Below are 24435 nucleotides of genomic sequence, written 5' to 3'. Positions count from 1 at the left end.
ACTTATCCCCTACATCCTGCAATAGCGGGATGTAGCCCCTTTGCTCCCCCGCATAGGAAGAAGAGTACCCTCTGCCACAGACAAGGAAATAGGGTCGAAGGGAACTTTTACGATTCCGGCTGGCGTGACCCGGACTTTGCGGGGTGGAACCTTTGCTGGGCGGCGGTGAGTCCGTCACGGAGCAGGGACTCCACGGCGTCGGCGGCGTCATCCAGCAGGAACGGCAGTTCCTTCTGTTCCGTGGTGCCGAAATCCCGCAAAACGTAGTCGGCGGTGTCCATTCGGCCGGGGGGCCTTCCCACCCCCACACGGACCCGCAGGTAGTCCTTGGTGCTGAGCGCCTTGGAGATGTCCCGCAGGCCGTTGTGGCCGCCTTCCCCGCCGCCGAGTTTGAGTTTGACCGTGTTGAAGGGAATGTCGATCTCATCATGGACGGCCACCACATGATCGGCGGGAATGCCGTAGAAGTTGGCCAGGGCGGAGACGGGGCCGCCGGAGACATTCATGTAGCTCAACGGCTTCGCCAGGACAACGCGGGGACCGCCGATGCCCAGCCGGCCTTCCAGAACCTGGGCGCGGGCCTTGTGCGTCTTAAAGCCGGCCCCAATGCGGCCGGCAAGTTCGTCAAGCACCATCTGGCCCACATTGTGCCGGTTGCCTTGGTACTGGGCGCCGGGGTTGCCGAGGCCAACAATCAGCCAGGTGTCTGTCATGGAATCAATCCTATGGGGGCGGCTTGGGCGGGAAAGACAGCGTGCGGACCGGGACTGTCCGCCCGGGTACGGCGCTGGCCTGACATGGCAGTGGCCGGGCCCCTGGGGGTCCGGCCACTGCTGAAACTGCGGAGTGGTTACTCGGCCGCGGCTTCTTCGGCTGCGGGAGCTTCCTCTGCTTCGCCCTCGGGGGCGGCTTCGGTTTCTTCTTCCTCGGCCACGACAGTGGCTTCGGAGATGTTCACGACAAGCGTCTCGGCGTCGGTCAGCAGGGTGACGTTCTTGGGAAGTGCAAGATCCGATGCGAGGATGTGCTCGCCGGCTGCACGGCCTTCGATGCTCACGCTGACGGTCTCGGGCAGGTGCGTTGCCTCGGCCTCGACGGACACGGCCGTCAGCTCCAGGTTGTGGACGGTGCCGGGAGCGGTTTCGCCTTCAACGTGGACCGGGACGTCAACCGTGACCTTCTCGCCCTGGCGGACGGTCAGGAGGTCGATGTGCTCGATGATCTGCTTTACCGGATCGCGCTGGACGTCCTTGACCAGGGCCAGGTGGCCTTCGCCGTTGATGTCCAGGGACAGCAGGGCGTTGGGGGTGCGGACGGCCAGGGTGGTGGCCTTCGCCGGCAGGGTGACGTGGATGGGCTCTGCGCCGTGGCCGTAGATGACGGCAGGAATCTGGTTGTTCATGCGGGCGCGGCGGGCGTAGCCCTTACCGAATTCGGTGCGCAGTTCTGCTGCGAGCTTCTGCTCAGACATGGAAATCTCCTTGAAGACTAAACGGTGTTCAGCAAGGGCGGAGGTCTGGTGTGACCTTCAACGCCGGGCGGCCGGATGGCGGCCCTTCAAGAAGGCAGTCCCTGTGTAGGGACCAGCAGACCCAGTCGATAACGGAGGCTATGCCCTCCCTCGCCAAGGTTTCGCATAACAGCCTACCAGCGCCGGGACCGTTTCCTTAAATTCCCATGCCCCTGAGCCCGCAGACCCGCCCAGGTAACACTTCCCGCGTGGGCCCGGAACCCGCCGGCTCCTGCCGGCGGGTTCCGTCAAGTACGGTCTTACGCCTTGCCGTCGAAAAGGCTGGTGACCGATCCGTCGTCGAACACTTCGCGGATGGCGCGGGCGATCAGCGGCGCAATGGAAAGCACCGTCAGCTGCGGGAAGCGCTGGGACGAACCCAGCGGCAGTGTGTTGGTTACCACCACTTCACGGGCACCGGACTCGGAGAGGCGCCGGGCTGCGGGGTCCGAGAAGACGGCGTGGGTGGCCGCGATGATGACATCCTTGGCACCGGCGTTCTTCAGGACAGTGACGGCGCCGGAGATGGTTCCGCCGGTGTCGATCATGTCGTCGATCAGGACACAGGTTCGCCCCTCGATCTGGCCCACCACAGTCTTGGAGACAGCCTGGTTGGGAACAGTAAGGTCGCGGCTCTTGTGGACGAAGGCCAAAGGTGCGCCGCCCAGGCGTTCGGCCCACTGTTCAGCCACGCGGACACGGCCGGTGTCCGGCGATACGACGGTGATGTTGTCCGAGCCCACCCGGGTCCGGATGTAGTCGGCCAGCAGCGGAATGGCCATCAGGTGGTCGACGGGGCCGTCGAAGAAGCCCTGGATCTGGGAGGTGTGCAGGTCCACGCTCATGATGCGGTCCGCGCCGGCGGTCTTGTAGAGGTCTGCCACCAGCCGGGCAGAAATCGGCTCGCGGCCGCGGCCCTTCTTGTCCTGGCGGGCATAGGGGTAGAACGGCGAAACCACGGTGATCCGCTTGGCGGAGGCCCGCTTCAGCGAATCGATCATGATCAGCTGTTCCATGAGGTGGTTGTTCAGCGGGGCGGGGTGCGCCTGGATCACGAAGGCATCGGTGCCGCGGACGCTTTCACCGGCACGGACGTAGATCTCGCCGTTCGCGAAGTCGTAGGCATCCAGCGGGAGGAGTTCGGTGCCGAGCTCCTTGGCGATTTCCCGGGCGAGCTCCGGATGGGCCCGCCCGGAGGCAAGCACCAACTTCTTCTCGCCGTGCGCCGTAATTTCGCTCATTGTTACTTGCCCTCTTCTGTAGATGCCGGGGTACTTGAGGAGTCGTTGGTGGCCGCCTGGGCCAGTTCGGCGGAGCGGGTTCCCGGGCGGTGCGCGGGAACCCAGCCTTCGGCGTTGCGCTGGGCAGCGACGCTCAGCGCAAGCGCTCCGGCCGGAACGTCTTTGCGGATCACTGCGCCGGCGCCGCTATAGGCGCCGTCCCCCACGGTGACCGGGGCAACAAAAACGGTGTTGGAGCCCGTGCGGACGCCCGAGCCGATCACCGTGCGGTGCTTCTTCTCGCCGTCGTAGTTGGCCGTGATGTTGCCACAGCCAATGTTGGTGTCCTCGCCGATTTCGGCGTCGCCCGCGTAGCCCAGGTGGGACAGCTTGGAACCGCGGCCGATGGTGACGTTCTTGGTTTCGTAGAAGGCGCCGATCTTGCCCTTTTCCCCCAGCACCGTGCCGGGGCGAAGGTACGTGAAGGGACCGACGGCGGCGCGCGGGCCGATCACCGAACCGGAACCATGGGTGCGGGCCACCGTGGCGCCCTCCCCTATGGTGACGTCGGTCAGGGTGGTGTCGGGGCCCACGACGGCGTCCCTCGCCACGGTGGTGGTGCCGTGCAGTTGGGTGTTCGGCAGGAGGCGGACGTCCTCTTCCAGGGTGACGGAGGAGTCGATCCAGGTGGTGGCCGGGTCAACCACGGTGACGCCGGCGCGCATCCAGGCTTCCACGGTGCGGCGGTTCAGTTCGGTGCCGAGAGCGGCGAGCTGGACGCGGTCGTTGGCGCCCTCCACCTGCCAGCGGTCGGCGGTGACGACGGCGGCGACGCGGCCGCCTGCCTCACGCGCCAGTCCCAGCACGTCGGTGAGGTATTTCTCGCCCTGGGCGTTGTCGGTGGTGACCTTGCCCAGCGCATCGCGCAGCACCGCGGCATCGAAGGCATAGATGCCGGAGTTGACTTCCCGGATCAGTTTTTCGGCCTCGGAGGAGTCCTTGTGTTCGCGGATGCCGGTGACCGAACCGTCTTCGCCGCGGAGGATGCGGCCGTAGCCCGTGGCATCGTCCAGGACTGCCGTGAGGACGGTGACGGCGTTGCCTTCGAACTCATGTGTGGCGACGAGCTCGGTCAGCAGTTCCCCGGACAGCAGGGGCACATCGCCGTATGTGACCACGACGGTTCCGTCCAGGGCCTGCCCGGCGTCCAGCGCCTCGAGTGCGGCTTCAACGGCGCGGCCGGTGCCCGGGACGTCATCCTGGTCCACGATGAGGGCCTGCGGGTCGAGGGCGGCAACATGGCCTTCCACCAGGTCGCGTTCGTGGCGTACCACGATGGCAAGCCGCTGCGGATTGATGCTGCGGGCGGCACGGAGGGCGTGGCCCACCATGGAGAGACCGCCGATTTCGTGCAGGATCTTGGGAGTACGCGATTTCATCCGGGTGCCGGCGCCTGCGGCCAGAACGATTACAGCGGCCGGACCGGCATTCTCGGGGATCACGTACGGGCTCTCCTTGCTTGTTTGTGCTGGCGCTTTGCGGTGTCCCGCAGCCCAGGCCGCCGGGCACCGGGTGCCATCCTCATGATCGCTCCTTGCGCAGCAGTTCCGCCCATAGGATTCGAACCTATACTCCACGGCTCCAAAGGCCGGGGTGCTGCCGTTACACCAGAGCGGACCGTGCCGAAGACCCAAGGCCCGGGCACAAGTCCCTATTTTGCCACGGGTTCAGGGCGCCGCGCGACACGGCCCTTTCCCGCCCCTGCCGGTCGGGCCGAATCCGGCGGGTCGGCAGTGAGGCATGATGGGAAGGTGAGCAACAACCTTCCGCGCATGCGGATGACGGGCCGGCAGCGCCGAAGCCAGCTGATCGACGTCGGCCGCGGCCTTTTCGCCGTCCGCGGCCTGGACGGGACCACCATCGAAGAGATCGCCGCCTGCGCAGGCGTGTCCAAACCGGTCATCTACGAGCACTTCGGTTCCAAGGAAGGGCTGTACACAGAGGTGGTGGACCGCGAGTTCCACCTCCTCCTGGACTCGATCAACGCGGCGCTCACCGAGGAAGCCAAGCCCCGCGTCCTCGTCGAACGCGCGGCACTCGCCCTGCTCACCTACATCGAGGAACGCACCGAAGGGTTCCGCATCCTCATGCGCGACGCTCCCCCGTCCCAGCCCGAAGGCGCCTTCTCCACCCTGCTCTCCCACGTCACCGCCCGCGTGGAACACATCCTCTCCGACGAGTTCTCCCGCCGCGGCCTAAGCGGCGACGACGGCGCCATGTACGCTCAGATGCTCGTCGGCATGGTGGCCATGACCGGCCAATGGTGGCAGGACAGCCGCCAGCCCGACAAGAACACCGTCGCCGCGCACCTGGTCAACCTCGCCTGGAACGGCCTGACCGGCCTCCGCAAGGACCCTGAGCTGCAGTCTGAACCCTAAGCCTCGCCGTGGTTGCGTGCGCGGGGAAGGGGGTCATCCTCTGCATGCTGGCTCGTTCCTCGCCTCTGACGCATGCTGCCGGATAACCCCCTTCCCCGCTCGTGAAACTCAGTCGCCCAGGAGCTCTGAGGACTCCAGCCACTCCATTTCCAGGGCGTCCTTTTCGTCGGTGAGGTCCTTGAGCTGTTTGTTCTGGGCGGCGAGGGCGTCGAAATCGCCGGCCTCGGTGGTCTTCACCATCTGGTCGTGGAGCTTCTTTTCCTCTTGATCCAGCTTCTTGAGCTGCCGCTCGATCCTGTTGAGGGCCTTGCGGGCCTCGCGCTTTTCGGCCTCGGAGGGGCCGGACGCCGGGGCCGCGGCTGTGCCTTGCGGGCCTCCGCTGGTGGCCGGGTTTCCGCCGCCGGTGACGGTTGAACCGGCCAGGGCGGCTTCGCGCAGCTCAAGGTACTGGTCCACGCCGCCGGGCAGGCCGCGGAGCTTGCCGTCGCCCAGCAGTGCCATTTGGTGGTCGGTGACGCGTTCCAGCAGGTAGCGGTCGTGGCTGACCACCACCAGGGTCCCGGGCCAGCCGTCCAGGACGTCCTCGACGGCGGCGAGGGTGTCGGTGTCCAGGTCGTTGGTGGGCTCGTCGAGCATCAGCACGTTGGGTTCGCCTACCAGCAGCCGCAGCAGCTGCAGGCGGCGCCGCTCACCGCCGGAAAGGTCCTTCACGGGCGTCCACTGCTTCTGGTTGGTGAACCCGAGCTGCTCCACCAACTGGCCGGCCGTGAATTCCCTGCCACCGACGTTGAAGGAACGCTTTTCCCGCTCAATGACCTCGATGACGCGCAGGTTCGCGACGTCGTCGAGCTCCTTGACCTCCTGTGTGAGGACTGCGGTGACCACCGTCTTTCCCCTCTTCAGCCTGCCGGCGTCGGGGGCGATCTCGCCGTTGAGCAGCTTCAGGAGGGTGGTCTTTCCGGCGCCGTTGACGCCCACCAGACCCAGCCGCTCTCCAGGTGCCAGGCGGAGGGTGATGTTGTCGAAGAGCTTCCGGCCGCCGTCGCCGCCCTGGAAGTTCAGGGAGACGTTTTCCAGGTCAAGGACGTCCTTGCCCTGGCGCGCTGTGGCCATCTTGCTCAAGGCCATGGAGTCGCGGGGCGCGGGGACATCCTCAATGAGGGCGTTGGCCGCCTCGATCCGGAACTTCGGCTTTGACGTCCGTGCCGGGGCGCCGCGGCGCAGCCAGGCGAGCTCCTTCTTGACCAGCTGTTGGCGCTTGCTTTCCACCACGGAAGCCATCCGGTCCCGCTCCGCGCGGGCCAGGACATACGCGGCGTAACCGCCCTCGAAGGGGTCCACGATCCCGTCATGGACTTCCCACGTTTTGGTACAGACTTCGTCGAGGAACCAACGGTCGTGGGTGACCACCAGGAAGGCACCCTGGTTGGCCCGCCAGCGTGTCTTCAAGTGCCGGGCAAGCCAGGCCACGCCCTCGACGTCGAGGTGGTTGGTGGGCTCGTCCAGCATGATGACGTCGTGGTCCTCAATAAGCAGTTTGGCGAGCGCCACCCGGCGCTTCTGCCCGCCCGAGAGGGCGTGGACATTGGCATGCCAGTCGACGTCGGACACCAGGCCGCCCATGATCTCCCGGATCCGGGGGTTGCGTGCCCATTCGTAGTCCGCCTGGTCCCCCACAATCGCGGCACCCACCGTCAGGTCGCCGTCGAGCACGTCGCTCTGGTCCAGGTAGCCCACGTTGACGTCGCCGCGCTTGGTAACCCGGCCGGAGTCGGGGGTGGAGCGCAGGGCCAGGAGCCGCATCAGGGTGGACTTGCCGTCGCCGTTGCGGCCCACCATGCCGATCCGGTCGCCCTCCTCCAGCCCCAGGGTGATGCCGTCCAGAACGGTGCGGGTTGCGTAGGAAACCGTGAGGTTCTCGCCGCCAAGAAGGTGTGCCAAAGGGAACTGCTTTCTGCTGCCGGACTGTAAGTGTTAAAGGAGGGTGTCGGAGATGATGCGCGCGCCGGGGACCGGACCGTGGACGGGGATCGCTCTCAGGCCGTGGCGCCGCAGGTCCTCCGCCAGCGCCTCGGCGGCCACGGAGTCATCTGCCAGGAGCGCCACGGTGGGGCCGGATCCGGAGACCATGCCGGCGATGGCGCCATGGGATTCACCGATTCCCAGCGTATCGCGCAGCGCGGGCGAGAGTTCAATGGACGCCCTTTGCAGGTCGTTGACCAGCACGCGGCTTAGGGATTCGGCGTCGCCGCCCCGCAGGGCCGCCAGGATCTGCGGGTCCACGCCGGTGGGTTCGCCGGCTTCGATCCCTTCGACCGCGCGCAGCCGGTCCAGCGTGCGGTACACCTCCGGGGTGGAGAGGCCGTAGTCGGCCACTACCAGCACCCAGTGGGTCTGCGCCTTGGCCAGGGCCGGGGACAGTTCATCGCCCAGGCCAAGGCCGACGGCGGTTCCGCCCAGGAGCGAGAAGGGGACGTCGGCGCCCAGTTCCGCTGCAAGGTGGGCCAGTTCCTCGCGCGACAGCCCGCTGTTCCAGAGCGCATCGCAGGCAAGGAGCGTGGCGGCGGCGTCGGCGGATCCGCCGCCCATGCCGCCGGCCACCGGAACCCGCTTGGTGATTTCCAGGTGCACGCCGGTGGCGTATTCGGACACGTCAGCCATGATGGCGGCGGCCTTGTAGGCCAGGTTGTTGCTGTCCAGGGGGATGTCGACGGCGTCGAGGTCCAAGGTGCTTTCGGGGCTGAGGCTGATGGTGATCCCGGGGGCGGCGGTGCTGGTGGCGGCTACTTCCTCATACAGGGACACCGCGAGATAGACGCTGGCCACCGAGTGGTAGCCGTCCGGCCGGAGCGGCCCCACTGCCAGGGAGACGTTGACCTTGCCCGGCGCCTTGACCCGGACGGTCCTGGCGGCGAACCGCCCCCTGCCTGGCCTCTCAAGTCCCGCGCTCACGGACGGTTTTCCCTGGCTTCGGCAATCCGGGCGAACGCCGCGATGTCGATGACCTCTCCGCGTGCCGTGGGGTCCACGCCGGCGGCGAGCAGGCAGCGCTCGGCTTCCGGCGCTCCCCCGGCCCAGCCGGCGAGGGCGGCCCGGAGGGTCTTGCGGCGTTGCGCGAATGCGGCATCCACCACGGCAAACACCTGTTCACGGGTGGCGGTAGTAGCCGGCGGCTCGCGCCGGGTGAAGGCCACCAGCCCGGAGTGGATCTTCGGTGCCGGCCAGAACACGTTCATGCCGATCACCCCGGCTTTGCGCATCTGGCTGTACCAGGCGGCCTTAACGGAGGGAACTCCGTAGGTCTTGGAGCCGGGGCCGGCCGCCAGCCGGTCGGCCACCTCGTCCTGCACCATCACCAGGCCGTGCCGCAGGCTGGGGAAGTGCTGGAGGAGGTGCAGCACCACGGGAACGGCGACGTTGTATGGCAGGTTGGCAACGAGTGCGGTGGGTTCCACCGGCAGCTCGGTGACCTTCATGGCATCGGCGTGCACCAGGTGGAATGCGTTGGCGGCCTGGGGGCGCCACTCCTTCACGGTGTCGGGAAGTTTGGCGGCAAGGACAGGATCGATTTCGACGGCGACAACCGCCGCTGCTGCGTCCAGCAGTCCCAGCGTGAGCGACCCCAGCCCCGGGCCCACCTCGAGGACTGTCTCATCCGGCCCCACTCCCGCCGCGGCAACAATCCGGCGGATGGTGTTGCCGTCGATCACAAAGTTCTGGCCGAGCGTCTTGGTTGGCCTGACCCCGATTTCCTCTGCCATCCGGCGTATGTCGGAGGCGCCGAACAATGGTGCGGGCACGGCGGGAGTCGGTTCAGTCACCTAGGTATCCTATCCCGCGCGGCCCTCTGGCTTTGCCCGGTTAACGGCAGTGGCCGGCCCCGGAGCACCCGGGGCCGGCCACACTTCTGCCTGCCTGATGATCAGTGGATCAGCGGCTGGCCGCCCAGCCGCAACCCCACGGCGACAGGCCGCGCTGCGCGTAGACACGGTTGGCGATGTCGATCTGCTGTGCCTTGGTGGCCAGGCTGGCGTTGGGAGCGTAGGCACCGCCGCCGGCGCCGATCCAGGTCTGGATATCGAACTGCAGGCCGCCGTAGTAGCCGTTGCCGCTGTTGATGCTCCAGTTTCCAGTGGACTCACACTGGGCGATCTTGTCCCACATGGCCTCGTTCATCATGGCCGGTGCTGCCGCGCCGGTGTTGGCGGCCGCAGCGGCGGGGGCCGGTGCAGCCTGGGGTGCAGGCTTGGCCTTGGTGCCGACGGTGACCTTTTCGGTGACCGGCTGGACAGCCACGTTCTCGGATACCAGCGTGCGGGAAGCTTCCCGTCCGTCCACGAGCACCAGCTTGAAGGTGCGCTCGAGCTTTCCGGCGGAGCCGGCCTGCGTGACTTCCTTCTCGCCCTTGAGCATGTCCGCGTTTTCGGAGGTAACCGTTTCGAAGGGCACGTCTTCACTGGTGACGGCGGTCTGGCTGGTGTCCACGCGGGAGACCTTGATGACCATGTTGTTCACCACGTTGGCGTTGGCCGGCTGCGAGGTGCGGTCATTGGGGCCGAGAGTGACCCCGGAATCCTCAAGGACCTTGCCCACGGTCGGCGCGGTGGTCGTGGCGGTATTCACCTTGCCGTCGGCGACGATGCTGACGGTCTTGGGGGTGGAGATGGAGACGTAGGAGCCGGCCAGCGAGAGGGTGGCATCCTTGGGCGCGGAGACGGACGAGGCACTGGCCACGCCGAGCTCGGTCACCAGGTCTTCGACGTCCTGCGCCGTGGTGTTCACGGTCTTCTCGGCCCCGTCCAGGCTGACTTTGACCTCTTTGGCCTGGTTGATGTTGATGACGGTACCGTTCTGGACGGTCGCGTCGAGGGAAGGCGACACCCGGTCGCCGGGCTTCAGGTCAAGGTTTGCACTCTTGACCACCTGTGCCACTGTTCCGCCAAAGGACTGCACGGACGATGCTTTGCCGTCCACGTTGAGCGTGATTGTTTTGTTATTGCCCACGAAGGCTACGAGGCCTGCGACCAGGCCGCAAAGCACCAGCAGCTGGGCGCCAACCTTGATAAAGCTGAACTTGCCGTCCGATGTAAAGAACTTGATCACGATTGCCCGTAACTCTCGGTCCATCCGGGCACGGGGAAACGCGCAGAAAAATGCCCGGAACAAGCCTGCAAAGGACAGTCCGGGCACCGATGCGCCGCCACACTCCGGGCAACGGCATGGCTGGCTTTTGGACAGGCCGGTCCGGCTGCGAAAGGAGTGAAATTACCCGTTGGCCTTCCCCGACCCCGGCTAATAGTTTCCCACTGTAACCGTAGCGTTATAAAGCAACCAACATTTTTGCATACCAGGTATGTGTCAGGGAGGTGCTGGCGGTGCGCCCGTCAGGCCCAGGATCCGTATGCCCGCACGGTATTTTCGCTGATAGCGGTACAGAGGCCGGCAAGATCGGAGCCTGTCAATTCTGCCATGGCGCGCACCGTATACGGGACCATGTAGCTGGCGTTCGGCCGCCCCCGGTGCGGATGCGGGGTCAGGAACGGGGCGTCGGTTTCCACCATGATGAGTTCGCGCTCCGCCACGGCGAGCGCGGCACGGAGATTGGCCGCGTTCTTGAACGTCAGCGTGCCGGCGAAGGACATCCACCACCCCTGGTTGTTGCAGGTTTTGGCCAGCTCCTCATCGCCTGAGAAGCAGTGGAACACTACCCGTTCCGGCGCTCCCTCTTCCTGCAGCACCCGCACCACGTCGCTGTGCGCATCCCGGTCGTGGATCTGCAGGGTGAGGTCCAACCGCTTGGCGATGTCGATGTGCCGGCGGAACGAGTATTCCTGGTCCCGAAGCCCCTCCCCTTCCGTCCGGTAGAAGTCCAGTCCCGTTTCGCCAATGGCCCGGATCCGCGGATGCGCGGCCAGGCGTTCGATTTCGGCAAGGGCGTCTTCGAGCCCACCGTCGGCGGCATACTGCGGAGCGTCGTTGGGATGCAGGGCCACAGCACCAAGGAGCCGGGGGTCCTGGTCCACAGCTTGGACAGTGAACCGCGAGGACTCCAGGTCGCAGCCCACCTGCACGGCGCCCTGGACGCCCACGGACGCCGCCGCATCGAGCGCAGCCTTGATCCCCACAGGCGCCTTTCCTTCCGGGAAGTCCAGGTGGGTGTGGTTGTCCATGACCGGAACGGGCAGGGGCTCCGGCGCCGGGGGGAAATCCTTGCGGCGTCCGGCTTCCGGGTCCGTAGTTCCGTCCACGGCAGGCAGCCGGTAGGCGGCAGGAATCGACGAATTGCACATCCACCCAGCCTAGCTGCGGCGGGCACCCCCATATTTGCCGGAACTCTCTGTCAGCCGCGGCAGTTGTGTTAGTAGTCTGGAACGAACACACGCGCACGCCCACCGAGGGGCGAAGGCAGGCTTGCTGTCCCGTCCAGGTGAAATCCGGGCTGAAAGGTTGCCGATGGAACCGCACCGACGCACTGCCGACAATGCAAGCGCATCGAACCTCGACCTGGCCGACGTGCCTGATTCCGTCAGCCGCCTGAACGGGCACCGGCCGCCGGCCATGGACCCGGCATCCTTCCACGACGCGGCGCAGCGCATCCTGACCACCGTCAATACGGTTATCGACGGCAAGTCCGAGGCCGCCAAACTGGCGCTCACCGTGCTCCTGGCGCAGGGGCACCTGCTGGTGGAGGACGTGCCCGGCGTCGGCAAAACGCTGCTGGCAAAGACCCTCGCCCGGACCATCGACTGCACCGTCAGCCGCATCCAGTTCACGCCCGACTTGCTGCCCTCGGACGTCACCGGGGTGTCCATCTACAACCAGGCCTCGAGGCTCTTTGAATTCCGGCCGGGCGCGGTGTTCGCAAACATCGTCATCGGCGACGAAATAAACCGCGCCTCCGCCAAGACGCAGTCCGCCCTCCTGGAGTGCATGGAGGAGCACCAGGTCACCGTGGACGGCAACACCTACAAGCTCGATGAGCCGTTCATGGTGGTGGCCACCCAGAACCCCATCGAGATGGAGGGGACGTATCCCCTGCCCGAGGCCCAGCGGGACCGGTTCATGGCCCGCATTTCCATGGGGTACCCGGACAAGGACGCGGAGATCGAGATGCTGGAAACCCACCAGGCGGTCTCGCCCCTGGCCCACGTCTCCCCCGTGGTCACCGCCTCCGATGTTGCGGCCATGACCGCCACCGTCCAGCAGGTCTATGTCTCCGAACCGGTGAAGGAATACACGGTGTCTTTGGGCAGGACCACCAGGGAAAGCCCGCTGCTGCGGCTGGGCGCCAGCCCCCGGTCCCTGCTGCAGCTGCTGCGTGCCGCCAAGGCCACGGCCGCGCTGGACGGACGCGACTTTGTTCTGCCGGACGACGTGGGGGACGTGGCCGAAGCCGTCCTGGCACACCGCATCATCCTGGACCGGAAGGCCGTCGGCGCCGGCGAAACGCCGCACAGCGTCCTGCGTGGCATCCTGTCCCGGCTGCCCGTTCCACAGGCCCAGCCCGGCCAAACGGGCCGGGCTGCTGCCGCCGGCAGCAGGAACCTCTAGGACACCAGCATGGCCCTGCTGGACAAGCTTCCGCGGCACCTGTTCACCAGGCGCGGCTGGGGCATGCTCGCGGCCGGGGCCTTCACGCTGGCCGCGGCCCAGGTCATGGGGCGCCGCGACCTTCTGACGCTGGCGTTGCTCCTGCTGGTGCTTCCACTTGTCTGCCTTGCGGGCGTCCGGCTGGTCAAACCCCGGTTCCGGGTCTACCGCGAGTTCAACCCCTCCCCAGTGGAGACCTCGGCCCCGGCAATGGTCCACCTTGCCGTCGCCCGGTCGGGCCCTGGGAGCGGCCGGGTGGCCATGGAGGAGCGGCTGCCGGCACAGTTTGGCCACGCACCGGCTTTCCGGTTCCCGTCCCGTTCCGCCAGCGGCCGCACCAGCCGCTACGAGTACCACCTCACGTCACGGCACCGCGGCCAGTTTCGAATCGGGCCGGTCACCGCGGAGTTCACCGACCCCTTCGGACTCGCGCTGCACCGCCAGGCCATTGACGACGGCGACATCCTCACCGTGACGCCTGCCGCCGTCGTCCTTCCTGCCACCCTGCTGGCCGGGGCGCGCGGCAACGATGGCGTCACCGCCACCCGCGTCCGGGCGAACCCCAGCGATGACGATGTCATGACCCGCGAATACCGGCATGGCGACCCGATGCGCAGGGTCCACTGGGCCGCTACCGCCAGGCACGGGGCCCTGATGGTCCGGCAGGAGGAATCCGTCACCACTCCGGAAGCCACCATCATCCTTGACCACCGTTCCGGCGCGTTCGCCGGCGGCACCGGAACGGCAATGCCCGGCCTTCCCGGCCAGGACGGGCATGCACTGGCCACCAGCGGGACCTTCGAGTGGGCCGTTGTTGCCGCCATGTCCATCAGCGCACACCTTGCAGAACGGAACTACAGCCTGCGGCTGCTGGACACCGGAGGAAACCCGGCATTCCTCCACTCGCCGTCTTCCCCTGAACCGGGGGCGGAAGAATTCAGCGGGACCTCCGGCCTGCAGTCCATTGCCGAAAGCCTGGCCGCAATCCACCTGTCCGGAACAGCCCACCTGCGGCGGGACGGCATGCTCCGGGACATTGCCGGCAGGAACCCGGAGCCGGGGGTGGCGCCAGGTATCCGGACATCGGCAGGCAATGAGCAGGAACCGGCAGCATTCGATGACCACCTGATGGACAAGCTCTCCGCGCACCGGATGCGGGGACCCCTGATCGCAGTGCTGGGACGCACCACCGCCCAGGAGGCCGCCGCCCTGGCCCCTGCTGCCGCGTACGCCACCAATGCGATCGCCTTGGTGGCGGTGGAACGGCCCGCGGAATACCAGGAAGTCCTGGAAGTGCTGCGGCAGGGCGGGTGGCGGGCGGTGGCCGTGGCGCCAAAGGCACAGCTTGCTGCCGTGTGGAACCAGTTCGACCAGGAGCTAGCCCTGCCAACGCCTCCGGCACCCGAGGCACGGCGCGGAGCGGGGGTGGCCAGGTGACCATGGCACCGGCGCGGGCAACAGGCACCGGGCACCAGGTGCAGCCCCCGCCCGAATCAACCACGGGCCGGACACGGCCGGGCGTCTATCCCTGGGCCATGGCAGCAGCCATCGCAGTCGCTGCCTGCGGCGCGGCCCTGTCCCTGAACGGCGTGCTCCGCGGCTGGAACTGGTTCTGGCCGGCAATGACCACCGTACTAGTGGTGGCGTTCGCCTTGGCCGCGCTGCGTTCCCTCCGTGCCCAGCCTCTGCTGGTCACGGCGGGTGGATTCGTGGCACTGGCGGCCGTCCTGACGCTGACGTTCTTCCGCAGCTCCAGTCTCCTCTGGGTGGTCCCCACCGGCGCCACCCTTCCCGAGCTGGACCGGCTTATGCGGCGGGCCAGCCAGACGGTGCTGTCGGAAACCGCGCCGGTGGCGCCCAATGCCGGGATCGTGATGGTGGTTTGTGCCGTGCTGGGCCTGGCAGTCATCCTGGTCGACGCGCTCGCCGTTCCCCTGGGCATGCCGGCGGCCTCCGGAACGGGGCTGCTGGCCTTGCTGGTGGTGCCGGCCATGATCAAACCCCAAAGCGTAGGGGTTTGGAGCTTTGTTGCCACGGCAGCGGGATACCTGCTCATCCTCGGCTGCAGCCAGTGGTTTGCCCCGGACGGCAGGTTGCAGGGCCCTTCCGCGCGCAGCCCGGGCCTGGTGCGGCGTGCCGCACTTACGGGGGCCGTGGCACTGGCGGCCACACTGGTGCTGCCCCTGGCCATTCCGGGCTTCGACAGCGGCACTTTCCCTCAGGGCTCGAGGATCAATCCCTGGGGCTCTGCCACCGGCCTCAACCCGATGATCACGCTGGGCAACAGTCTTCGCGCCCCCGACGGCAGCGGCAGGATCACCTATGCCACGAACTCGTCCACTCCGCTGTACCTGAGGTCCGTCACAGTGGACAATTTCGACGGCGATTCATGGGGCCCGGACGACCGCGACGCATCCCGGGTGCCTCTTGATGGCAGGATCGATCCCGGCTACGCGGTCCTGGCCGACGAGCAGGTGCGGCTGGTCACTGCCATCGACGCCGGATCCTTCACCAGCCCCTATTTGCCGGTCCCCTATGCGCCCGAAACCGTCCGCGGCCTGGGAGGCCAGTGGACCTGGGATCCCGCCACGCTGAGCATCAAGGGCACCGACACCACAACCCGGCGGCAGGAATATCTGGTGACCTCGGCGGTGCCCAAGCTTTCGTCGGCGCTCCTGGCCCAGTCCACGGGGCCCGCACGGGGCATCCCGGATGTCTTCACCCGGATTCCGGGCAACGTCCCTGGAATCGTCAAAACCACGGCGCAGACGGTGGCCGGAGCGGCGGGAACACCCTTCCAGAAGGCCATGGCCATCCAGAAGTACCTCCGCTCGTCCGAGTTCACCTACTCGCTGCAGGCTCCGGTGCAGGGCGGGTACGACGGCAATGGCCTCTCCGTCCTGGCGGACTTCCTGCAGCAAAAGAGCGGCTACTGCATCCACTACGCCTCGGCGATGGCGGTGATGGCCAGGCTGGAAGGAATTCCCAGCAGGATCGCTGTGGGTTATGCCCCCGGAAGGTTGACCGGGGCCACGGTAACGGTGGCCGGCCAGGGTGCCCTCCCGGAGTACGAGGCAGACGCCCGTGATGCGCACGCATGGCCGGAACTGTACTTCCAGGGCCTGGGGTGGGTGCCCTTCGAACCGACGCCCTCGCGTGGCGTGGTCCCGGACTACGCCACTGAGACGTCAGTGCCGTCGGCCCCGGACTCCCCGGGCAATAACGACGGGCTCGTCCCCGATACCGCCCCGGTGCCGACGCCCACGTCCAGCGCCACGGCGCCGGCTGTTCCCGGCGCCGGGAGCAGCAGCACCGGCGGCGGCCCCGAACTGATGCCCTGGCTCATCGGCGCGGCCGGCGTTGCGGCCCTGGTGCTCCTGGCGGCCACTCCCCATCTGGTCCGCGCGGGCATGCGATCGCGCAGGCTGCGGCCAAAGCGCCCCGAACAGGCTGTGCCGCTGGCGTGGAATGAGATCCGGGACCTTGGCACCGATTACGGCCTGCCCGCTGCCGCCAGTGAAACGCCCCGGACGTATTCGGCGCGCTTCAGGGAAACGCTGCTGGGCGAGCCGGGCGGCGTGGACCAGGACGCGCACGCTGCCATTGCGTCTCTCACGTCGGCGTTCGAGCACCACCGGTACGGCCGGCCCGATGGAGATAGGTCCCAAAGCGCCGGCAGCGTCCAGGGGACCAGTCCTCGGATCGACACCGCGCACGCGGATATCGCTACCGGCATTGCGGCTGTGGAAGCGTCACTGCGGGCCAACGCCACGCTGCCCCGGCGCCTGGCCGCGGGGTGGCTTCCCCCGTCAGTGACCCGGCGGCTGGGTCTGCTGCTCAGGAAGCCGTTCAGCGCGGCGGGCAGGGCCCTGGGGGCTGTGAGGCACCCGGCGGCACGTGTCCGGTCGCGGCGCGGCACTTCAGCCGGGCCCGGCCCTTCAGCCATGACCGTCGCTGCCGGAAGGCCGGACACGCACGACGGCGGCCGCAGGCCAGGCGGGCGCTGACGCAAAGTGCCGCCCGGGAAAGCTCCCGGACGGCACTTTGCTGGTTAGCCTGCGGTTGCGGGCGCGCCGGATGCTAGCCCGCGTAGGGGTCGGCGATGCCGATGTACTGGGTGTAGAGGTATTCCTCGATGCCTTCCAGGCCGCCTTCACGTCCCAGGCCCGACTGCTTGACACCGCCGAAGGGTGCGGCCGCATTGGAGATGACACCGGCGTTCAGGCCGAGCATGCCCGTTTCAAGCTTTTCACCCATCCGGATGCCGCGGTTGATGTCCTTGGTGAACACGTAGGCCACCAGGCCGTATTCGGTGTTGTTGGCCAGCCGCACGGCCTCGTCCTCGCTGCTGAAGGTGATGATCGGGGCAACGGGGCCGAAGATTTCCTCGGAAAGGATGCGGCTTCCCTCGGAAACACCGGACAGGATGGTGGGCTGGTAGAAGTAGCCGGGACCCTCCACCGCTGCACCGCCCAGGACTGCCTTCGCACCGGAGGCGAGGGCGTCGGACACCAGTTCGTGGACCTTGTCACGGCTCTTGCCGTCGATCAGCGGGCCCACCTTGGACTCGGGCTCGGTTCCGCGGGCGGTGGTCATTTCCTTCATCTTCGCGGCGAATTTCTCGGCGAATTCGCCGGCCACCGACTCGTGGACAATGAAGCGGTTCGCGGCCGTGCAGGCCTCGCCCATGTTCCGCAGCTTGGCTGCCATGGCGCCGGTGACGGCGGCGTCCAGGTCGGCGTCCTCGAACACCAGGAACGGGGCGTTGCCGCCGAGCTCCATTGAGGTCCGCAGAACGTTTTCGGACGCATCGGCCAGCAGTCGGCGTCCCACTTCGGTGGAGCCGGTGAAGGACAGCTTGCGCAGGCGGGAGTCCTTGATCAGGGGCCCGGTGGTGGCTCCGGCCGTGGAGGTGGGGATGACGTTGAGGACACCGGCGGGCAGGCCCGCTTCCTGCATGACGGCGGCGAACAGCTGGGATGTCAGCGGCGTCAGGTTTGCCGACTTCAGCACCATGGTGCAGCCTGCAGCAACGGCGGGGGCGATCTTGCGGGTGGCCATGGCCAGCGGGAAGTTCCATGGGGTGATCAGCAGGCAGGGGCCTACCGGCTTCTTGGTGACCAGGAGGCGGGACTTGCCGTCGGGCGAGACGGAGTAGCGGCCAAAGGCCCGGACTGCTTCTTCGGAGAACCAGCGCAGGAACTCGGCGCCGTAGGTCACTTCGCCGCGGGCTTCGGCCAGCGGCTTGCCCATTTCCAGGGTCATCAGGAGGGCGAAGTCTTCTGCCCGCTCGGTCACCATGTCGAAGGCACGGCGGAGGATTTCGCCGCGTTCCCGGGGCGGCACCTTCGCCCAGGATTCCTGGGCAGCGGCGGCGGCGTCGAGGGCGGCGGCACCGTCCTCGGGGCCGGCGTCGGCAATGCTCAGCAGCACCTTCCCGGTGGCGGGATCCTCGACGTCGAACGTCTTGCCTGAGGCGGCGTCGCGCCACTCACCGTTGATGAGCAGCCCGGTGGGAACGGAGGCCAAAAGCCGGGTTTCGCGCTCGGCGGTAACGGCCGGCTGTGCAGTGACAGTCACGATGACTCCCTCGTCAGTAGGGTTGTGGCAGCCCGCCGCCGCGGTTCGGAGTGACCGGGATCATGGGGCTGATTAACTGCCAGACTACTGCGGGGCACCGCCACGGTCTACGCCGTTGCGCACTGCGGAATCGAAGCTTTGCTGTGCAGCTGCACAGGAACCCAACGTGCCCCCGCGGACGCTACCGGGCGGCGAGCACAGCCGAATAAAGTTCCCGCTTGCTGACGCGGGCATCATCGGCGACGGCGGCTACGGCCTCCTTCAGCCGGATGCCCTGGTTCACCAGTTCATTGACTGCCGCCACGTGGTCCTCCGGGGTGCCGGCTGGCTGTTCGGGGGCACCGCCGAGCACCACGGCGATCTCGCCGCGCACTTCATTCTCCTCAGCCCAGGTGAGGAGTTCGCCCACCGTGCCGCGGATGACTTCCTCATAGGTCTTGGTCAGTTCCCGGCAGACGGCGATGGGACGGTCCGGGCCGAACCGTTCGCGCAGGGCCCGCAGCATGGCTTCCAGGCGGTGCGGGGCTTCGAAGAAGACCATGGTTCGCCGCTCCCCCGCCAGGTCGGCGAGGCGTGAGGCCCTCTCGCCGGCTTTGCGCGGAAGGAACCCTTCAAAGCAAAACCGGTCCGTCGGCAGGCCGGACAGCGCCAGTGCCGTGAGCACGGCCGAGGGGCCCGGGACCGCTGTGACGGTAAGCCCCGCCGCAATGGCGCCCTCCACCAGCCGGAACCCGGGATCCGAAACCGCAGGCATCCCGGCGTCGGTCACCATGAGGAGCGTGCTGCCGGCACGCACCTGGTCAAGGAGTTCGGCCGTCCGGGTGGCCTCGTTGTGCTCGTGGTAGCTGATGACGCGGCCGGCCACGGTAACGCCCAGGCTCTGGACCAGGCGGTGGAGCCGCCGGGTGTCCTCGGCGGCCACGATGTCTGCCGTGCCCAGCAGTTCCACGAGCCGCGCGGAGGCGTCGCCGGTGTTCCCGATGGGGGTGGCGGCGAGGACGATCCGCCCCGCCGTCGAAGGGGCTGGCTCGGGAAGGGGGCTGGGGTTCGGGTCCACCCACCAAGCCTACTGCTGCCGGGTCTTCCAGCCGCAAAAGGTAGCATGGGGCTCGTGACGCAGACCTCGACGCGGCCCGCCGGGGCCGGGAACCCCAGCGCGGCGGCATCCCCTCCAGCAACAGGCGCCACAGCGGTGCAGCCTGGCGGTAAGGAAGCCCGGTCCTGGATCAGCCGGCCGGATGAGGCGTTCACCGTCGAGGCGCTCCGGGCCAGGCTGATCGGTGCCGGCACGTCGTGGCGGGACTACCCGCCGTCGCTGCGGCTCTGGTTTTTCCTGGTCCCCGTCCTGACGGCAGTCATTGGCGGCCTCCTCCGGTTCGTCCGCCTCGAGGTGCCGCACAAGCTGGTGTTCGACGAGACGTACTACGTCAAGGATGCGTACTCCTACCTCATCAGCGGCTACGAGCGCAGCTGGCCGGACAAAGCCAACGATTCCTTCAATACCGGCAACCCGGACGTCCTGCTGAACACCCCCGAATATGTGGTCCATCCGCCAGTAGGCAAATGGATGATCGCGGCGGGCATGTGGCTGTTCGGGCCGGAAAACCCGTTCGGCTGGCGCTTCGCCGCAGCCCTCACCGGCACCCTGACCGTGCTGCTGGTCTCCCTGATCGCACTGAAACTGTTCCGCTCGCTTCCGCTGGCCGGCGCCGCCGGGCTGCTCCTCGCCGTCGACGGCCATCATCTGGTGATGTCCCGGACCTCGCTGCTGGACATCTTCCTCACGTTCTGGATCCTTGCCGCCTTCGGCGCCCTGCTGATGGACCGCGACGACGGGCGCCGCCGCCTGGCCGTAAGGCTGGCCCGTTCCGCTGCCGCGAACGGCGGGCAGCCCCCCGCGGGCGCGCTGCTGTCCGGACCATGGCTGGGCGTGCGCTGGTGGCGGGTCGCCGCGGGCATCTGCATGGGCCTGGCGGTGGGAACCAAGTGGTCCGGCCTTTTCTTCCTCGCCGGCTTCGGCATCCTCACCGTCTTGTGGGACCTCAACGCGCGCCGGGTGGCGGGTATCCGCGGCTGGATCAGCGGCGGCGTGATCCGGGACGGGATCCCGGCGTTCCTCGGCATGGTCCCCGTGGCGGGGATCGTCTATTCCGCCACCTGGACGGGCTGGTTCCTTTCCGACAACGCCTACTTCCGCCACTGGGCGGAAAGCAACCCGTCGGCCGAATGGGGCTGGCTCCCCGACTCGGTCCGTTCCCTGGTCCACTACCACCTGGAAGCGTACAAGTTCCACCAGGGCCTCAGTGCCGAGCACCCGTACCAGGCAAGCGCCTGGAGCTGGCTGGTGATGGGACGGCCCACATCGTTCTTCTATGAATCCCCGCCCCAGGGCACTCCGGGCTGTGATGTGGAAAAGTGCACGTCCGCCATCCTGTCCGTGGGAAACCCGCTGATTTGGTGGTCGGCGGCCATCTCGTTGGTGGTCCTGCTTTTCTGGTGGGCCGGGCGCCGGGACTGGCGGGCCGGTGCCGTGCTGGCCGGCGTCGGCGCGGGCTACCTCCCGTGGTTCATGTACCCGGAGCGGACCATGTTCTACTTCTACGCGGTGTCTTTCGAGCCGTTCCTGGTCCTGGCCCTGGTGTATTGCCTCGGGTTGGTCCTGGGCAGGGCCTCGGACCCGCCCTGGCGCCGCCGCTCCGGCCTGTACCTGGTGGTCCTGTTCCTTGTGGCAGCAGTCCTGTTGTCGGCGTTTTTCTACCCGATCTGGACTGCCGAAGTGGTCCCCTACGTCGACTGGAAGGTCCGGATGTGGATGCCGTCCTGGATCTAGGGCAGGATGTCAAAGGAGACCTGAAGGAGCCGCTGCCGCGGCGTGGCAGCGGAAACGGAGACCTGCTGTGAGAGAAGCAAGCACGGAACTGCTGGTTGAAATGGACGCCGCCAGCAACGTGACCGACCTGCTGCTGGAGCAGCACGCCGCCAATCCCACCCGCGCCCTGTACCGGCGGAAGGGGCCGAATGGCTGGGTGGATGTTCCCGTGCAGAAATTCCTCCAGGACGTCAGCGCCCTTGCCAAAGGACTTATCGCGGGCGGCCTGGAACCCGGCGACCCCGTGGCCGTGATGTCCCGTACCTCCTATGAGTGGACCCTGGTGGACTTTGCCATCTGGTTTGCCGGCGGCGTTACCGTCCCCATCTATGAAACGTCCTCAGCGAGCCAGGTGGAGTGGATCATCCGGGACGCCGGGGTCCGGCGGGTCTTCGCAGGCGAACGTGCCATGGTGCAGTTGATCACCGGCGTGGTGGCGGGCTCTGCCGAGCTCAGCGACCGCCTGGTCAACGTGGTGCGGATGGATTACGACGGCGAGGCACCGGACCTTGCCAGCCTCGCCGCTGCGGGCACCGGAGTCAGCGACGCTGAACTGGAGCGGCAGCGCAGCCATGCAGGCCTGGCCGACCTCGCCTCGCTGGTGTACACGTCCGGGACTACGGGCAAACCCAAAGGGTGCGAGATCACGCACGCGAACTTCGCCCTGGTGGCCAAGAACATCGTTGCGTTCCTGCCGGAGATCCTGCAGAAGGACGTGGCGCGCACTTTGATGTTCCTGCCGCTGGCCCATGTCCTGGCCCGGGCGGTCCAGGTGGTCTGCGTTACCTCAGGCGCAACGGTGGCCCACAGCCCGGGGGCGGCGCAGCTCCTCGAAGACCTTGGCACTTTCCGGCCAACGTTCCTTCTGGTGGTGCCGCGCATCTTCGAAAAAGTCCGGGCAACGGCCGCGCACAGGGCGGCGGTGGCAGGCAAGGGACGCCTGTTCGATGCCGCATCAGCTGCCGCCATTGCCTACTCCCAGGAACAGGACCGGCAAAGCCGTGGGGAGGGCCCCGGTCCCGGGCTGCTGAGCCGGGCCCGGCACGCTTTGTATGACCGGCTGGTCTACCCAAGGCTGCGCCAGGCGTTCGGGGGCGAGGTGGAGTACACCGTCTCCGGTGCCAGTCCCCTTGCTTCCGAGGACGCGCACTTCTTCCGGGGTGTGGGCATTCCCGTCCTCGAAGGCTACGGGCTGACCGAGACCACCGCACCGTGCACGGTCAACACACCCTCCCGCACCAGGGTGGGAACGGTGGGCATCCCCATCCCCGGCACCACCATCCGCGTGGCCGAAGACGGCGAAATCCTGGTCAAGGGAATCGGTGTCTTCAGGGGATACCACGGCAACCCGGCGGCGGACGCCGAAGCGTTCGTGGACGGCTTCTTCCGCACCGGCGACCTTGGCGAGCTGGACAAGGACGGTTTCCTCACGGTCACGGGCCGAAAGAAGGACCTCCTGGTCACCGCCGGCGGCAAGAACGTGGCCCCCGGGCCGCTGGAAGAGACGATCCGGGCCCACCAACTCGTGGCCCATGCCGTAGTGGTGGGCGACGGCAAGCCGTTCGTCTCAGCCCTCCTGACCCTGGACCCGGAAGGTGTTGCCGACTGGCGCGCCGAGCGGGGCCTGCCCCCGCTCCCCCTCAGTGAAGCCGCCAACGATCCCCAGGTCCTGGCTGCCCTTCAGGAAGCCGTGGACCTGGCGAACAAGATGGTGTCGAAGGCGGAGTCGGTGCGCACGTTCCGGCTGCTGGACGCGGAGTTCAGCGTGGAGTCCGGGCACCTGACGCCCTCGCTGAAACTGAAGCGGTCCGCCGTCGTCAGGGAGTTCCAGGCGGAGATCGCCAAGATCTACGGCTGAGCCGCTTTTTCCTGCTCCGGCGTTTCCTGGTCCGCCTTTTCCCGCCCGGCCTTCGCCGGCTCTTGCGCGTGTACAACACCACGACGGCGGCGGGTGGGCCAGGTGAGCACCAGCGTCACGATGGATGCCAGGAGCACCATTGCCGCGATGGCGATGCCGGCATCCATCCAGAACTGGCTGGGGAACAGCCGGATGAGGGTGTCGTCCAGGCTGAAGGTCCAGGACCCGTCGGCGAAGAAGATCCGGTGGAACTCGGTGAAGAACTGCTGCCAGCCCAGGGCCGCCAGTGTACCGAGGCCCAGGATCAGGACGAGCGTGATGATGGATCCGGCGAAGAGTCCGCGCCTGATCCCGCCGGTGCTGCGTTTGCGCAGGTACAGGATGGCGATCAGGGCAAGGAGGAGCAGCGCAACGCCGGCGCCGAAGGTGGACAGGATGACCACCTTCACGTCCGCCATGTGGCTGACTTCGCCGTCCTTGAAGAGCTTTTCGCCGCCGCGGTTAACCAGGTCACCCAGATACCGCGGGCCCGCCCAGTTGCTGAGGTAGTCCACGGCGTAGGAGCCATAGGTCATCCGGTCATCCGTGTTGAAGCCGTAGCCATCGCCCGGGAAGCCAGGCCGGTTGTATTCCACCCAGAGGAAGAGGGGGCTGGTCACGGCCCGGACGGCCAGGATCAGGAGGATGAAGGGATAGATGATGGCGAGCAGGACCTGCATGACACGCGGCGCCACCGGTTTGGCATTGGCGGCGCTTTCACGCTGGGCGTTGCGGCGCTCCACCTCCTCTTCCGGGGGGCGTACGTGCAGTGCTGACGTGGGGAGGGGTTCCTTGAAGACCGGAGAATCGCTGTCGTTCCCCTCATCCGCGGAGGATCCTGGCATGGACGATCCAGCTGTTGACGCTCCGGCTGCCGGACGCCGCGCGTCGGGACGTGCGGAGGCCGGAGTCCCAAGGGCAGAAGATCCGACGGCGGCTTCCGCAGCCTTGCGGTCGGCCCTGGTTACAGGCTGTGCGGCATTGCGCGTGGCCCGGGGGGCCTCCCGGTCGGTTTCATCGCCGGCTGCTCCCCTGTCCGGCCCCTCCCCGGCTGTGTTCCGGTCGGAGGCGTCGCCGCCAATCCTGGCCCCGGTTTTGTCCCCGCTGGTCTTATCGGCGTTCGACTCGTCTGCATCCGACTTGTCTGCATCCGGCTGGTCTGCATTGGGCTTGTCCCCGTCGGACGTGTCCCCGTCCGCGGGCGTCAGCCAGGAGAACGCGGGCTCGTCGGAATCCCCGGACGTGTCCAGGAAAGGCTCCGGCTGCGGCGCAGCGCTTTTGGCGCGGGCCGGTGTTTCGTCATTCACAGCAGCGTCACTTCCGTTGGGTTC

General features: G+C 67.3%; 18 protein-coding genes and 1 tRNA gene. 6 read left to right on the top strand and 13 right to left on the bottom strand.

What is annotated here, in order from left to right:
* Positions 1-107: 107 nt before the first annotated feature.
* The 5 genes from pth to ACIGJD_RS06140 all read right to left on the bottom strand — a co-directional run bounded on the left by pth (position 108) and on the right by ACIGJD_RS06140 (position 4407).
* Positions 108-713 (bottom strand): aminoacyl-tRNA hydrolase, encoded by a 606-nt coding sequence (pth, locus tag ACIGJD_RS06160; protein ID WP_483688756.1) that lies wholly within the window; start codon positions 711-713, stop codon positions 108-110.
* A gap of 137 nt (positions 714-850) precedes the next feature.
* Positions 851-1471 carry a 50S ribosomal protein L25/general stress protein Ctc gene (locus tag ACIGJD_RS06155; RefSeq protein WP_483688755.1) on the bottom strand — a complete coding sequence of 207 codons (621 nt, stop codon included), beginning with the start codon at positions 1469-1471 and terminating at the stop codon, positions 851-853.
* A gap of 299 nt (positions 1472-1770) precedes the next feature.
* The gene (locus ACIGJD_RS06150) at positions 1771-2751 is read right to left on the bottom strand and encodes a ribose-phosphate diphosphokinase (protein ID WP_159632494.1); all 981 of its coding nucleotides are present in this window, start codon (positions 2749-2751) and stop codon (positions 1771-1773) included.
* Between the two features lie 2 nt (positions 2752-2753).
* On the bottom strand, positions 2754-4232 hold the full coding sequence (gene glmU, locus ACIGJD_RS06145; protein ID WP_483688754.1) for a bifunctional UDP-N-acetylglucosamine diphosphorylase/glucosamine-1-phosphate N-acetyltransferase GlmU: 1479 nt from the start codon (positions 4230-4232) through the stop codon (positions 2754-2756).
* 103 nt (positions 4233-4335) lie between these two features.
* Positions 4336-4407: transfer RNA gene (locus ACIGJD_RS06140), tRNA-Gln, on the bottom strand.
* 134 nt (positions 4408-4541) lie between these two features.
* Between ACIGJD_RS06140 and ACIGJD_RS06135 the strand changes: the two genes are divergently transcribed.
* Positions 4542-5168 carry a TetR/AcrR family transcriptional regulator gene (locus ACIGJD_RS06135; RefSeq protein WP_483688753.1) on the top strand — a complete coding sequence of 209 codons (627 nt, stop codon included), beginning with the start codon at positions 4542-4544 and terminating at the stop codon, positions 5166-5168.
* A 108-nt stretch (positions 5169-5276) separates the two neighbouring features.
* On the opposite strand, the gene ACIGJD_RS06130 is transcribed toward ACIGJD_RS06135, so the two are convergent.
* The 5 genes from ACIGJD_RS06130 to ACIGJD_RS06110 form a co-directional block, all read right to left on the bottom strand.
* Positions 5277-7109 (bottom strand): ABC-F family ATP-binding cassette domain-containing protein, encoded by a 1833-nt coding sequence (locus tag ACIGJD_RS06130; RefSeq protein WP_483688752.1) that lies wholly within the window; start codon positions 7107-7109, stop codon positions 5277-5279.
* 33 nt (positions 7110-7142) lie between these two features.
* On the bottom strand, positions 7143-8120 hold the full coding sequence (locus ACIGJD_RS06125; RefSeq protein ID WP_483688751.1) for a 4-(cytidine 5'-diphospho)-2-C-methyl-D-erythritol kinase: 978 nt from the start codon (positions 8118-8120) through the stop codon (positions 7143-7145).
* Positions 8117-8989: a 16S rRNA (adenine(1518)-N(6)/adenine(1519)-N(6))-dimethyltransferase RsmA gene (gene rsmA / locus ACIGJD_RS06120; protein WP_483688750.1), complete on the bottom strand. Its 873-nt coding sequence runs from the start codon at positions 8987-8989 to the stop codon at positions 8117-8119. The genes ACIGJD_RS06125 and rsmA overlap by 4 nt, the downstream gene beginning before the upstream one ends.
* Before the next feature lie 109 nt (positions 8990-9098).
* The gene (locus ACIGJD_RS06115; protein WP_483688749.1) at positions 9099-10295 is read right to left on the bottom strand and encodes a ubiquitin-like domain-containing protein; all 1197 of its coding nucleotides are present in this window, start codon (positions 10293-10295) and stop codon (positions 9099-9101) included.
* A 257-nt stretch (positions 10296-10552) separates the two neighbouring features.
* Positions 10553-11458 carry a TatD family hydrolase gene (locus ACIGJD_RS06110; protein WP_483688748.1) on the bottom strand — a complete coding sequence of 302 codons (906 nt, stop codon included), beginning with the start codon at positions 11456-11458 and terminating at the stop codon, positions 10553-10555.
* A gap of 163 nt (positions 11459-11621) precedes the next feature.
* Between ACIGJD_RS06110 and ACIGJD_RS06105 the strand changes: the two genes are divergently transcribed.
* The 3 genes from ACIGJD_RS06105 to ACIGJD_RS06095 are packed head-to-tail and all read left to right on the top strand — an operon-like array spanning position 11622 to position 16765.
* Entirely contained in the window at positions 11622-12719 is a 1098-nt protein-coding gene (locus ACIGJD_RS06105) for an AAA family ATPase (RefSeq protein WP_483688747.1), read from the top strand.
* A 9-nt stretch (positions 12720-12728) separates the two neighbouring features.
* On the top strand, positions 12729-14195 hold the full coding sequence (locus ACIGJD_RS06100) for a DUF58 domain-containing protein (protein WP_483688746.1): 1467 nt from the start codon (positions 12729-12731) through the stop codon (positions 14193-14195).
* Complete coding sequence (locus ACIGJD_RS06095) at positions 14192-16765, top strand: transglutaminase TgpA family protein (protein WP_483688745.1); 2574 nt, start codon at positions 14192-14194, stop codon at positions 16763-16765. The genes ACIGJD_RS06100 and ACIGJD_RS06095 overlap by 4 nt, the downstream gene beginning before the upstream one ends.
* A gap of 73 nt (positions 16766-16838) precedes the next feature.
* Here the strand turns inward: ACIGJD_RS06095 and ACIGJD_RS06090 are convergent, their stop codons facing one another.
* Together ACIGJD_RS06090 and rsmI are read right to left on the bottom strand one after the other, a co-directional pair.
* Positions 16839-18338, bottom strand: a complete 1500-nt coding sequence (locus tag ACIGJD_RS06090; protein ID WP_483688744.1) for an NAD-dependent succinate-semialdehyde dehydrogenase — start codon at positions 18336-18338, stop codon at positions 16839-16841.
* 181 nt (positions 18339-18519) lie between these two features.
* Complete coding sequence (gene rsmI / locus ACIGJD_RS06085) at positions 18520-19395, bottom strand: 16S rRNA (cytidine(1402)-2'-O)-methyltransferase (protein ID WP_483688743.1); 876 nt, start codon at positions 19393-19395, stop codon at positions 18520-18522.
* Positions 19396-19440: 45 nt separating this feature from the next.
* On the opposite strand from rsmI, the gene ACIGJD_RS06080 reads away from it, so the two are divergent.
* Positions 19441-21168 carry a dolichyl-phosphate-mannose--protein mannosyltransferase gene (locus ACIGJD_RS06080; RefSeq protein ID WP_483688742.1) on the top strand — a complete coding sequence of 576 codons (1728 nt, stop codon included), beginning with the start codon at positions 19441-19443 and terminating at the stop codon, positions 21166-21168.
* 67 nt (positions 21169-21235) lie between these two features.
* The gene (locus tag ACIGJD_RS06075; RefSeq protein ID WP_483688741.1) at positions 21236-23065 is read left to right on the top strand and encodes an AMP-dependent synthetase/ligase; all 1830 of its coding nucleotides are present in this window, start codon (positions 21236-21238) and stop codon (positions 23063-23065) included.
* Here the strand turns inward: ACIGJD_RS06075 and ACIGJD_RS06070 are convergent.
* A complete protein-coding gene (locus ACIGJD_RS06070; RefSeq protein ID WP_483688740.1) occupies positions 23056-24411 on the bottom strand; it encodes a TIGR01906 family membrane protein in 1356 nt (451 codons plus the stop codon). The genes ACIGJD_RS06075 and ACIGJD_RS06070 overlap by 10 nt on opposite strands.
* Between the last annotated feature and the right edge of the window lie 24 nt (positions 24412-24435).

This window comes from Arthrobacter sp. E1SS-5, assembly GCF_057073715.1.
The sequence above is the reverse complement of the archived record's forward strand: the minus strand, read 5'-3'. Positions and strand labels throughout refer to the sequence as shown.